Origin of the sequence: Streptomonospora alba (genome assembly GCF_000826685.1) — a bacterium.
GTDB lineage: Bacteria > Actinomycetota > Actinomycetes > Streptosporangiales > Streptosporangiaceae > Streptomonospora > Streptomonospora alba.
In genome coordinates this window covers 109,309-121,150 of record NZ_JROO01000013.1, presented here as the reverse complement: position 1 = coordinate 121,150, position 11,842 = coordinate 109,309, and the positions used below count along the sequence as shown (strand labels likewise).

Below are 11,842 nucleotides of genomic sequence, written 5' to 3'. Positions count from 1 at the left end.
CTACGACCCGTACGGCCAGCAGGCTTACGGCACCGGCGGCCAGCCCGCCTACGACCCGTACGGCCAGCAGGGCTACGGGCAAGCGGGGCAGCCGGCCTACGACCCCTACGGCCAGCAGCCCTACGGCACCGGCGGCCAGCCCGCCTACGGGGCGGGCAGCGGCGGCCAGCCCGCCTATGACCCCTACGGCCATCAGCCCTACACCACGGGTGCCCAGCCGGCCTACGGCACCGACCCCGCCCAGCAGGCCTACGGCACCGGCACCGGCACCGGTGGCCAGTCGGCCTACGGCGCGCCCTACGACCCTTCGCGGTACGCGCCCCAGCCCGGCAGCGACGGGGAGCGGGCCGCGCAGGAGGCCATCCAGTACGGCTGGTACCAGCAGCCCGGCGAGCAGCCCGAGGCCCCGGTCGAGCCCCGCCGCGACACCCCCTTGGATTCGTTCTTCCACGAGGACTCCGCGCCGACCGACCAGACTCAGGCGATCGATCCGGTTTACGGAACGCCGTATGGGCAGCAGGTGGGCGAGGGCACCGAGAACCCGCACGGGTGGTACCGCGACGACGAGCGGGGCTGACCCGGTCCCCCAGCCGGAGCATTCGCGGCTCGGACGCACCTCACAATTGCGCGGTAATCCGGTGAAGCCGACCGGTACGGGTAGACGCCCGGCGGTCGTTTGTTGGAGGATATTCAGGGGATTACAACGCAGTGCGCTTGACGTATAGCGAGTCTCGCGCGTGTAATTTCCAGGTGTGATTCCACCCTCCCGGGGGTCGAATGGGAGGGTACATCTAGGGGGGCAATAGGAGGTGCGCATGAGCGAGGTCATCCCGCTGGCGCACGGCGCAGATGAAGATCTGGGCTGGCAGGAGCGCGCCCTGTGCGCGCAGACCGACCCCGAGGCGTTCTTCCCCGAGAAGGGCGGCTCGACGCGGGAGGCGAAGAAGGTCTGCCTGTCATGCGAGGTGCGTGCGGAGTGTCTGGAATATGCGCTGGAGCACGATGAGCGCTTCGGTATCTGGGGGGGACTCTCCGAACGCGAGCGGCGGCGGCTCAAGAAAGCGGCCGGCCAGGATTTCGATTTCCTCGCCGACATGCTGTGACCGCTTCCGGCACCGCTGAACGCGTGTCCTGGGTTTTCGCCCAGGACACGCGTTTTTTATGCTTCCTTTACGTGCTGCGTGCTAGAGACGGCGGCATTGCGGACACGGCACGCGGAGGAGGCGTCGCTCACCTGACGAGGGAGAAACGGCGCGTAACAGTCGCAGGTGGCGTAAGGTGTTTTGCCGTCAGCATGCGACAGCACAGGTCGCAACGTCCCGACTTCGAACCCCCGAGAGCGAACACCAGCCGTGCTACCCCTGGATCCGGCTCGTCACGTCGTCACCGCCGTCATCGTCACCCACGACGGCGCCCGATGGCTGCCGGAGACGCTGGATGCCGTCCGCGAGCAGTCACGGCCGGTACAGCGCGTCATCGGCGTCGACACCGGTAGCCGCGACCGCAGCGGCCGCATCCTCGCCGACTACATCGCCCCCGACGCCATCACCACGTTGGACCGCTCGACCGGCTTCGGCGACGCCGTGCGCGCCGCCCTGGACATGCCGCGCGCCCGTGCCGACTTCCCCGGCGCCGCGCCCGACGCCACCGAGTGGGTCTGGCTGATCCACGACGACTGCACGCCCGAGCCCGACGCGCTGCAGCACCTGCTGCTGGCCGCGAACGACGACCCCCGCGCCGCCGTGCTCGGCCCCAAGCTGCGCGACTGGTTCGACCGCCGCCTGCTCGTGGAAGCCGGGGTGACCATCGACGGCGCCGGACGGCGCGAGACCGGCCTGGAGGCGCGCGAGTTCGACCACGGCCAGCACGACGACACCCGGGCGGTACTGGCGGTCTCCAGCGCGGGCATGCTGGTCCGGCGCGACGTGTGGGACCAGCTCGACGGCTTCGACCGCACTCTGCCGATGTTCCGCGACGACATCGACTTCTGCTGGCGCGCCGGCGGAGCCGGCCACCGCGTCCTCATCGTCACCGACGCGGTCGCCTACCACGCCGAGGCCGCCGCCCGCCGCCGCAGGCGCATCAGCGCCGCGTCCGACCACCCGCGCCGCCTGGACCGCCGCAACGCGATCTTCGTTCTGCTGGCCAACCTGCCCATGGGCGGCATGCTCGCCGCGTTCGTGCGCAACACCTTCGCCTCGCTGCTGCGGGTACTGATGTACATCGCGGCCAAGCAGCCCGCCAACGCCTTCGACGAAGCCGTGGCCATCAGCTCGGTCTACCTCATGCCCGGCCGGCTCATCGGCGCCCGCCTGCGCAGGCGCCGCAACCGCCGGCGCACCTACAGCGCCATCCGCCCGTTCCTGGCGCGCGGCGTGGCGATGCGCCAGTTCACCGACTCCGTGGCCAACCTGTTCGCGGGCACCCCCGGACTGGACAGCCCCGGCCGCCACCAGGCCGTCACCGCGCCGCCGCCCGAGGACGAGGATCCGCTGAACGACGAGCACAGCCTGCTGTGGCGCGCTGTGACCAGCCCCGGGCTGCTGATGGTCGCCGCGCTGACCATCGTGACCCTGATCGCCGAGCGCTCGCTGCTGTTCGGCGGCGAGCTGTCGGGCGGCGCGCTCCCGCCGGTCCAGGGCGGGGCCGGGGACCTGTGGCGGCTCTACCTCACCGGCACCCCCGAGATCGGCGCCGGTGCGGGTGCGCCCGCACCGCCCTACGTCGGCCTGCTGGCGCTGCTGTCCACCCTGCTGCTGGGCAAGCCGTGGCTGGCGGTGACCCTCATCCTGCTGGGCTGCGTACCGCTGGCCGGGTTCACCGCCTACCTGCTGGCGCGGCGCGTCCTGCACTACCGCCCGGCCCAGGTGTGGATGGCGGGCTCCTACGCCCTCCTCCCCATGGCCACGGGCGCGGTCTCCCAAGGGCGCCTGGGTACCGCTCTGGTCCACGCACTGCTTCCGGTCCTGGGCATCCTGATCACCCGGCTGCTCACCCTCCCGCCGCGCCAGTCGCGCCGCACCGCCTGGGCGCTGGCGGTGTTCATCGCGGCCGGTACCGCGTTCGTGCCGCTGTTGTGGCTGCTGGCGCTGGTCACCGGTCTCCTGGTCGCTGTCGCCTACGGCCACCTGGGCCGCCGCCTCTACTTCAGCCTGGGCATCGCCCTCACCGTGCCTCTGGTGCTGCTTCTGCCCTGGTCGCTGGAGCTGTTCCTGCACCCCTCGCTGTGGCTGCTGGAGGCCGGGCTGCACCGGCCGGAGCTGTCCGCGCCCCCGCCGGGAGCCGAGCAGCTGCTGATGCTCTCACCCGGCGGCCCCGGGAGCCCGCCGGTGTGGATCACCGCGGGCTTCCTGGCCGCGGCGCTGGTCGCGCTGGTGCTCCTGCGCCATCGCATGCTCATCGCCGTGGGCTGGAGCGTGGCCCTCTTCGGGATCCTCGTCGCGATCATCGTCAGCCGCATCCCCGTCGAACCCTGGTACGGGGGTCCGGAAGCCCCGGCCTGGCCCGGCGTCGCGCTGGCCTTCGCGTCGACCGCGCTGCTGCTGTCCGCGGCCACCACCGCCCAGTCCTTCGGCCTGATGTGGTCCATGGGCGGCCCGCGCCGCGCATTCGTGGCCTCCGCGGCGGCACTGGCCCTGACCACGCCCGTGTGCGCGGCCGGGATGTGGATGTGGAACGGGGCGCAGGGCCCGCTGACCGGGCAGAGCGGCCCGGCCATCCCCGGCATGCTCGGCGCCATCGGCGACGACGACCGCGACGCGCGCACCCTCGTCGTCTCGCCGCAGCACGAGGGTCCGACGCGCTACACCGTGCTTCGCGGCCGCGGGCCCCGCATCGGCGAGGGGCAGATCCCCACGGCCGAACGCACCGGAGAGGTCCTCGACGAGGTCGTCGCCGGCCTCCTCGCCGGCCAGGGCGGCGAACAGGCCCGCGACCTGGGGAACCTGGGGATCGGCTACATCCTCATGCCCCGTCCGCCCGCGGAGGACGGCGCCGCCGCCACCCCTGTCGACACGGTCGACGGTGTGCCCGGCGTCTCGCGCGTGCTGCTGACCGATCGCTTCGGGCTGTGGCGGTTGGACGAGCCCACCGGGCGGGTGCGCGTCACGGGCGACGGCGCGGACACCGCGCTGAAGCGGCAGGACGACGGCGACGCGCGCGCCTACCGGGTGCCCTCCGGCTCCGCCGGGCGGACACTGGTCCTGGCCGAGCCCGCCGGAACCGGGTGGAGTGCCGCACTCGGCGGCGAACAGCTGCCCGCCGGCGAGAACGGCAGCGGACTGGCGACCTTCGAGCTGCCCGCCGGCGGCGGGCAGCTGACACTGGACAAGGACGACCCGCTGCGCCAGGGGTGGCTCGCCGTCGAGGGCGTGCTGCTGGCCGTGGCCGTGATGTTCGCACTGCCCGGTGTGCGCACCGAGGAGGACCTGCGCGAGGAGGAGGCGCAACCGGCGCCGCGGCCGCGTCGCCCGGCGCTGGCCGGCCTGCGCGGCTCCACCGGCACCCGCGTAGCCGCCCGCGGGCACCGTGCCCGCGGAGTGCGCCGAGCCGGCGGCCGAGGGCGGGGCGCGCGCGGCGCGGAGGACGACGGCGGCGAAGGGAGCGACCAGTGAGGCTGATCGTCGAGAGCCGCTTCGCACTGCTGGTCCTGGTGCTGATCGCGCTGACCGCACTGTTCGGGGTGGCCCTCGCCACGCGCACGGTCGGCGCCCGCCCCGGCGGGGCGGAGTCGCCGGAGACCGCGCCCGTCGAGTCGGCGGTGCGGATCTGCCCGCCGCCGCAGGGCGACGACCGTGCGTCCCAGGCCGCCGCGTTCGCCGCCGGCGGTGGAGACGGCGGCGAACTCTCCGCCGCCGAGAACGGCGAGGACGCCTCCGCCGTGGGCGAGCCCGGTGAGGCCGGCAGGCTGTGGACCGCCGACACCTCCGGAGCCGAGCAGCACACCGTCGTCTCGGCCGGAGGCGCCGCAGCTGCGGGCTTGGAGGTCGCCCAGTCCACCGTCGGCGAGGACGGGGCCTATGCCACCGAGGTGCGCTGCGCCGAGCCCGGCATCAGCACCTGGTTCGCCGCACCCGGCGGGACCGAGCTGGAGGACCTGCGGCTGCTGCTGGCCAATCCCGACGAGGAGGCCGCCACGGCCAACGTGGACGTCTACATCGCCGACGGCCCCGTCTTCTCCGAGGAGACCCGCGGCATCCCGGTGGAGGCCCACGCCGGCAGCGAGGTGGAACTGACGGATCTGATCCAGGGCAGCCGGACGGCGGTGGTGCACGTGCGCACCAACTCCGGACGGGTCGCCGCCTCCCTGTTCGCCGACCACGGCGGCAGCGGCCAGGACTGGGTGCCGCCCACGGCGCCGCCCTCCGATACCCACGTCGTGCCGGCCATCCCGCCCGGCGGCGGCGACAAACGCCTCCTCATCGCCGCGCCCGGCGACAGTCCCGTCACCGCCGGCGTGCGCCTTTACACAGGTGACGGGCGCGTGGAGCACGACTCGCTCGACGAGCTGAGCGTCCCGCCGGCCGCCGGCAACTTCCTCAGCCTTCCACTGGACGACACGGCCGGGACCGCGGTCGTGGAGGCCGACGTCCCGGTGGTGGTGGGCGTGGACACCGTGCGCGACGGTGGCGACGACACCGCCTATTCGGCCGCCGCCGAACCGCTGCGGAATCCGCTGGAGTCGACCGCGGTGGTGCCGGCCAACCCGGAGGGCACCTCGTCGCAACTGGTCTTCGCCGCCCTGGACGGTGCCGCGACGGCCGTGGTGACACCGGTCGAGGAGGACGGCACGACGGGCGAGCCCACCCGAGTGGAGATCGCCGCCGACCGGACCACCGTCGAAGACCTCCCGGAACCCGACGGCGCGCACGCGTTCACCGTGCGGATCAAGGGCGACGCCCCCGTCTACGCGGGCCGGGTGCTCACTCATGAGGACGGCGGCGACAGCGCCGCGTCCGTCCAGCCCCTCCTTGCGGCGCCGACCGAAGTGCCCCTCCCGCAGGTGGAGGACTCCCTCACGGCGATCGTGGAGTAGTAGGGGGCGGACCCCGCCGTGGGCCCGCGGCCGCCACCGGCCACGGGGGGAGACACGGTGGTGGGGCGCTGCCATCATTACTCGGCGGGTCAGGGCGCGCGGGCGCCGAGGGGGCGGACCCGCGGGTTCGAGGGAGCCCCATGAACTTCAACGGATACGAGCAGGTAGGCGAGGCGCGGGAACGGTATTCCGGTACCTACGACAGCGCGTTCTCAGCGGCGCGATGGCTGCGCGGGCGCTATGCCGAGTACCAGCGCGGGGTCGCCAGCCAGGCGGTGCCGGTGGTGCGCGAGTGGTTCGCCGAGCAGCGGCTGCGCGGCGGCGAACCGGTGACCTGGCAGTGCCGCACCGCGGACGGGCGCTCGGTGGTGCTGTCGGTGGTGCCCGACGGAATGCCCTGACCACGGGCCGCCGTGCGGTCAGGTCTCGGGATCCACGGTCTCCGGCTCCAGCCCGAGCAGGTTGGCGACCTCCTCGACCACGCTGTCGTAGACGAGCAGGGCCATCTCCTCGGGGTCGCGTGTGCGGATCTCGACCGGCCTGCGGTAGACGATGATGCGCGCCTGCCCGGACCCGGTGGTCTCCAGACGCGAGAAGGGGATGCCGTCGTCGGCGGTGACTCCGCGGGGGACCCGAGGGACGTCCTCGACCAGGAACTCCACGTTGGCGAGCTCTCGCGCCCAGTGGCGCTCCAACCGTTCCACCGCGTCGAGCACCAGGTCGTCGAAGACCTGCGCCCGGCTTCGGCTCACGGGGAGCTCAGGTGGCGCCAGGGGTCCACGAAGGCCCCGTCCGCGCCGGTCTCGACGTCGTACTCGGTCGGCTTGAGCCCTATCCAGGTGCACTCGTCGCACGATTCGAGACTATGCCATCCGCCGCCCGGATGCAGCCCCTTGTGAAGAAGGGATGGAGCCTCCCGCCGCCTTCGCGCGCAGGCGCCGCGGGCCGCGTGCCACCCGCACGACGCCGCCTTCGCCGGACTCCGCAGCAGGAGCGGCGCCCTTCCTGCGGCTCGCTCCTCCCGCGCCGGACACAGCGGCGGGATGCTGGCGTGTCGCGGTGGAAGGGAATAAGGTCGATGTCCGTGAGCGTCGCCCGACGCTGCTCGCGCACGGCGTGCCGGCAGCCCGCAGTCTTCACGCTCACTTATGTCTACGCCGACTCCACGGCGGTCCTCGGTCCCCTGGCCGCCTACGCCGAACCCCACTGCTACGACCTGTGCGCCATGCACGCCGAGCGGCTCACCGCCCCGCGCGGATGGGAGGTCGTGCGGCTGCCCGCCGACTCCTCGGGCGCGGGCCCCGGCAGCGACGACCTGGAGGCCCTGGCCGACGCCGTCCGCGAGGCCGCCCGGCCCCCCGCCGCGGACGACCCCGTCGGGCAGGGGGTCGAGACCAACCGGCGCGGGCATCTGCGCGTGGTCAAGTCCGAATCCCAGCAGCCCGAGCCCCCGTCCTCCTCCCACCGCTCGGCCGGACCCGGCCGCGACGCCTGAAGGCGCCTCCGTCGGCTCCGGCCCGCCTGTCGCGGTCGTGTCGCGGCGCCTTGGTAATTTGGGGGCGACGTGGACGCAGCCTGTCCGCGGCCGTTCGGCGGCGCGGCGGGACCTGCCGCAACAGCCCCCGATTACTACCGGATCCGGAGCAGCGTGTGGGTGACCTCGGCGACATCTTCAAGGCCTACGACGTACGGGGAGTCTTCCCCGACACCCTCGACGCCGCCGGGGCGCGCTCGATCGGCGCGGCCTTCGCGCGCACGGTCGGCGGTTCCACCGCGGTGGTGGCCTACGACATGCGGCCCTCCTCCCCGGAGCTCGCGCGCGCCTTCGCCGAAGGCGTGACCGGCCAGGGCCTCGACGTGGTGATGGCGGGCCTGGGCTCGACCGACATGCTGTACTTCGCGGCGGGCTACCTGGAGATGCCCGGCGCGATGTTCACGGCAAGCCACAATCCCGCCCAGTACAACGGCATCAAGATGTGCCAGGCCGGGGCGGCTCCGATCGGCTCCGAGAGCGGCCTGGTGGAGATCCGCCGCCTGGCCGAGCGGGGGGTGCCCGAGACCGAGAGCGCCCGCGGCTCCATCACCGAGCGCGACCTGCTCACCGAATACGCCCGGTACCTGCGCTCCCTGGTCGACCTCTCGGGCGGGAGACCGCTGCGGGTGGCGGTCGACGCCGGAAACGGCATGGGCGGCTACACCGTGCCCGCGGTGCTGGGCGGCGAGTGGCTGGGGGAGCTGCCGCTGACCATCGATCCGCTGTACTTCGAGCTCGACGGCACGTTCCCCAACCACCCCGCCAACCCGCTCGACTACGCCAACCTGGTCGACCTGCAGGCGCGGGTCCGCGAGACGGGTGCGGACATCGGGCTCGCCTTCGACGGCGACGCCGACCGCTGCTTCGTCATCGACGAGCGCGGCGAGCCCGTGCCGCCGTCGGCCATCACCGCGCTGGTCGCGGTGCAGGAGCTGGCGAAGGAACCCGGCTCGATGATCATCCACAACCTGATCACGTCCTCGTCGGTGCCGGAGATCGTGCGCGAGCACGGCGGAGAGCCGGTCCGCACCAGGGTGGGCCACTCCTTCATCAAGGCGACCATGGCCGAGACCGGCGCGATCTTCGGCGGCGAGCACTCCGCCCACTACTACTTCCGCGACTTCTGGCGGGCCGACACCGGTATGCTCGCGGCGATGCACGTGCTGCGCGTGCTCGGCTCCGACCCCCGCCCGTTGTCGCAGATCACCGAGGAGTACACCCGCTATGCGGCCTCGGGCGAGATCAACTCCGAGGTCGCCGACCAGCAGGACCGCATGGCGGCCGCGGAGCGGGCCTACGCCGACCAGGCGTCCGGGGTCGATCACCTCGACGGGCTGTCGGTGACCCTGGACGACGGCTCCTGGTTCAACCTGCGCGCCTCCAACACCGAGCCGCTGCTGCGGCTCAACGTCGAGGCTCCCGACTCCGCGGCGATGGCGAAGCTGCGCGACGACGTGCTCGCCATCGTGCGTGCCTGACCGGGCGCCCGACGCTCCACGACCACCAGACGGGAAGACGGCGATGACCGCGAAGATCGACGACTGGCTGCTGGAGATCCTGGCCTGCCCTCAGAGCAAGGCGCCGCTGCGGCTCGACGAGGAAGCGGGCGAGCTCGTCTGCGACGAGAGCGGGCTGGCCTACCCCATCCGAGACGGCATCCCGGTGCTGCTGGTGGACGAGGCCCGCAGCATCGGCTAGGCGTATCGGCGCGGCCCGGCCCCCGGCTCCTACGCGCGGGGGCGACCCCAGACATCGGGAAAGGAACCCATGCCGCGCGAATTCGACGAATCGCGGTTGGACGACCCCCAAGCCGGCGCCGAGGCGCTGAGAGCGACGGCGGCGGCCGCGGCGCAGCTGCGCGCAGCGCGCACCGCCGCATCCGAGGCCCCGCTCGACGCGTTGGCCGCGGACGGGAGACCGCGCTCCATCGTGGTCGTGGGCGCCGGCGCTGCGGGTTTCGCCGGTGAGATCCTGGCCGCGGTGCTGGGTCCCGGCTGCCCCGTGCCCGTGATCACCGTGCACGACTACCGGCTGCCGGGCTGGGTGGGCGGCTACGACCTCGTGGCCGCCGCCGCGTCCACAATCGGCCAGACTCCGGAGTGGGTGCGTGAGTGCGCGGCCGAGGCCGTGCGCCGCGGCTGTCGCTTCCTGGCGGTCGGGCCGCGCGACGACCCGCTCGCGGCCATCGCCGAGCAGGCCCGCGATCCCGCCGTGGTGCTCCCGCAGGCGGGCGGGTTCGTCGAGGCTGTGTGGCCGACTGCGGCAGCGCTGCTCACGGCGGCCGAACGGGTCGGCCTGCCCGCTCCGCCCGACGCCGCCTACGAGGCGGCCGCGGCGCGCCTGGAGCAGGCCGCCGCTGACTACGGCCCCTCCGCCGAGACCTGGGAGAACGAGGCCAAGTCCGCGGTGCTGGACATGGCCGGCAGCCTTCCGCTGGTGTGCGGCGCCACGGCGGTGTCCGAGACCGCCGGGCGCTACTTCGCCTCCCGTCTGGCGGCACTCGCCGGTTACCCTGCCGTCTGCGGCCGGGCGCCCGGATTGCTCGACGGCCCGATCGCCGTCGTCGACGGGCCCTTCGGCGGCGCCGGCCCGCGGTCGATCTTCGACGACCCGGTGGAGGACGGCAGTGTGTCCATCCGGCTTCTCCTGCTGCGCGACCCCGAGGAAGAGGGCCCGCAGGCCGCAGGTGATCTGCAGGCCGCAGCGGACACCGCCCGCGAACGGGGCGTGGGCGTAAGCGAGATCTCCGCGCCGCAGGCGGGTGCATTGGAACGAATTGCCGGTTTGATCGCTCTAATCGATTACGCCACTGTGTACGTAGCCGTCGCATACGGCGCGGATCCACTAGCCCATACGCTGGTCGTGCGTTAGCGCCAGCACGACCGCACCTGGAGGAGATCGATGCCCGGTCCCGAGTCGCTGTCGCCGAACGACCCCGCCTCGTTCGGTGGATACAGCGTGGTCGGACGCCTCGGGAAGGGCGGCCAGGGTGTGGTCTACCTCGGCCGCGACGAAGAGGGCGAGGAATTCGCCATCAAGGTCCTCAACGACCAGTGGGCGCAGGACGACGATCTCCGCAAGCGGTTCGCCAAGGAGGTGCGCGCGGCGCAGAAGGTCGCCTCGTTCTGCACCGCCGCCATCCACGACGCCCAGCTCGACGAGGACCCGCCCTACGTCGTCTCCGAGTACGTGCCCGGCACGTCGCTGCAGGAGGCGGTGGCCGCCAAGGGGCCGCACAAGGGCGCGTCGCTGCAGCGCCTGGCGATCACGACCGCGACCGCACTGGTGGCCATCCACCAGGCCGGCATCGTGCACCGCGACTTCAAGCCCGGAAACGTGCTGCTGGGCCCCGACGGCCCCCGGGTCATCGATTTCGGAATCGCGCGCATGTCCGACGGCACCGCCACGATGACCAACTCGATCGTCGGCACGCCGTCCTACATGGCCCCCGAGCAGATCGAGGGCCACGAGATGACCCAGAAGGTCGACATCTTCGCGTGGGGCTGCGTCATGGCGTTCGCCGCCACCGGCAACGCGCCCTTCGGCACCGACAGCGTCCCCGCCGTCGTGCACCGCGTCGTCAGCGCGCCGCCCGACCTGACCGGAATGCCGGAATCGCTGACGACCGTGGTGCAGGCGTGCCTGGACAAGGACCCCGAGCGCAGGCCGGCGGCCCAGGAACTGCTGATGCGGCTGCTCGGCCACGAGAGCGCCGTCTCCACCGACGACGCCCTCAAGGAGGGCGAGCGGATCGCCGAGAAGGGGCCGCTCAGCGGGCCGCAGACACCTGTGCCCGGTCCGGGCGCTCCGCCCGCCCACGGCGGTCCGGCCACACCCACGCCGAGCGGGCCGCAGACGCCCTACCCGGCCGGCTACGGAGGCTTCGGCGCTGGAATGCATCCCTCGGCCGGCCCGCAGCCCACGGGCCCGCAGGCCGCCGGTCCCCAGCCCACGGGCCCCCAGCAGGGCGGTTTCCCGCCCCACCAGCAGATGGGGCCGGGGCCGCAGATGCCCGGCGGCAACCCGAACATGACGGGTGTGCCGCGCGGTCCGGCCCCCGGACCGCCTCCGGCGACCGGCCCCAACACGATGTACGGCAACCGCGGTATGCCCACGCAGCCGCCGCCGAACATGCCGCAGCCTCAGAACCAGCCGCAGCGCCGGGTCGAGGACCCGATCCTGTCGCAGGGCTGGGTTGTGCCCGCGGTGCTGATCGCGATCATCATCCTGCTGCTGGTGCTGTTCCTCGTCGCGCTGAGCGGGTAGCCCGGGCG

At 73.0% G+C, this 11,842-nt stretch carries 10 protein-coding genes and 1 pseudogene; 10 read left to right on the top strand and 1 reads right to left on the bottom strand.

The window, feature by feature from the left end; translation table 11 throughout:
* From LP52_RS28735 to LP52_RS08280, 5 genes and pseudogenes are all read left to right on the top strand, one after another.
* A pseudogene (locus LP52_RS28735) lies at window positions 1-577 on the top strand (hypothetical protein); the annotation flags it as partial.
* Between the two features lie 238 nt (window positions 578-815).
* Complete coding sequence (locus LP52_RS08295; protein ID WP_040272150.1) at window positions 816-1,103, top strand: WhiB family transcriptional regulator; 288 nt, start codon at window positions 816-818, stop codon at window positions 1,101-1,103.
* Window positions 1,104-1,352: 249 nt separating this feature from the next.
* Window positions 1,353-4,613 (top strand): glycosyltransferase family 2 protein, encoded by a 3,261-nt coding sequence (locus LP52_RS08290; RefSeq protein ID WP_040272198.1) that lies wholly within the window; start codon window positions 1,353-1,355, stop codon window positions 4,611-4,613.
* Window positions 4,610-6,034: a DUF5719 family protein gene (locus tag LP52_RS08285; RefSeq protein WP_040272149.1), complete on the top strand. Its 1,425-nt coding sequence runs from the start codon at window positions 4,610-4,612 to the stop codon at window positions 6,032-6,034. The genes LP52_RS08290 and LP52_RS08285 overlap by 4 nt, the downstream gene beginning before the upstream one ends.
* Before the next feature lie 140 nt (window positions 6,035-6,174).
* The gene (locus LP52_RS08280; RefSeq protein WP_040272147.1) at window positions 6,175-6,435 is read left to right on the top strand and encodes a hypothetical protein; all 261 of its coding nucleotides are present in this window, start codon (window positions 6,175-6,177) and stop codon (window positions 6,433-6,435) included.
* Between the two features lie 18 nt (window positions 6,436-6,453).
* On the opposite strand, the gene LP52_RS08275 is transcribed toward LP52_RS08280, so the two are convergent.
* Window positions 6,454-6,879 carry a metallopeptidase family protein gene (locus LP52_RS08275; protein WP_040272145.1) on the bottom strand — a complete coding sequence of 142 codons (426 nt, stop codon included), beginning with the start codon at window positions 6,877-6,879 and terminating at the stop codon, window positions 6,454-6,456.
* Between the two features lie 239 nt (window positions 6,880-7,118).
* Between LP52_RS08275 and LP52_RS08270 the strand changes: the two genes are divergently transcribed.
* From LP52_RS08270 to LP52_RS08255, 5 genes are all read left to right on the top strand, one after another.
* Complete coding sequence (locus tag LP52_RS08270; RefSeq protein WP_040272197.1) at window positions 7,119-7,529, top strand: DUF3499 domain-containing protein; 411 nt, start codon at window positions 7,119-7,121, stop codon at window positions 7,527-7,529.
* 155 nt (window positions 7,530-7,684) lie between these two features.
* Window positions 7,685-9,046, top strand: a complete 1,362-nt coding sequence (locus LP52_RS08265) for a phosphomannomutase/phosphoglucomutase (RefSeq protein WP_040272143.1) — start codon at window positions 7,685-7,687, stop codon at window positions 9,044-9,046.
* 43 nt (window positions 9,047-9,089) lie between these two features.
* Window positions 9,090-9,266: a Trm112 family protein gene (locus LP52_RS26365; protein ID WP_084723016.1), complete on the top strand. Its 177-nt coding sequence runs from the start codon at window positions 9,090-9,092 to the stop codon at window positions 9,264-9,266.
* Window positions 9,267-9,335: 69 nt separating this feature from the next.
* Complete coding sequence (locus LP52_RS08260; RefSeq protein WP_040272141.1) at window positions 9,336-10,439, top strand: SIS domain-containing protein; 1,104 nt, start codon at window positions 9,336-9,338, stop codon at window positions 10,437-10,439.
* 30 nt (window positions 10,440-10,469) lie between these two features.
* The gene (locus LP52_RS08255; RefSeq protein WP_040272139.1) at window positions 10,470-11,834 is read left to right on the top strand and encodes a serine/threonine-protein kinase; all 1,365 of its coding nucleotides are present in this window, start codon (window positions 10,470-10,472) and stop codon (window positions 11,832-11,834) included.
* The last annotated feature ends 8 nt before the right edge of the window (window positions 11,835-11,842 follow it).

Coding starts and splice junctions, on each gene's coding strand:
- LP52_RS08295 (WP_040272150.1), top strand. CDS start 816: ATGAGCGAGGTCATCCCGCTGGCGCACGGCGCAGATGAAGATCTGGGC.
- LP52_RS08280 (WP_040272147.1), top strand. CDS start 6,175: ATGAACTTCAACGGATACGAGCAGGTAGGCGAGGCGCGGGAACGGTAT.
- LP52_RS26365 (WP_084723016.1), top strand. CDS start 9,090: ATGACCGCGAAGATCGACGACTGGCTGCTGGAGATCCTGGCCTGCCCT.
- LP52_RS08260 (WP_040272141.1), top strand. CDS start 9,336: ATGCCGCGCGAATTCGACGAATCGCGGTTGGACGACCCCCAAGCCGGC.
- LP52_RS08255 (WP_040272139.1), top strand. CDS start 10,470: ATGCCCGGTCCCGAGTCGCTGTCGCCGAACGACCCCGCCTCGTTCGGT.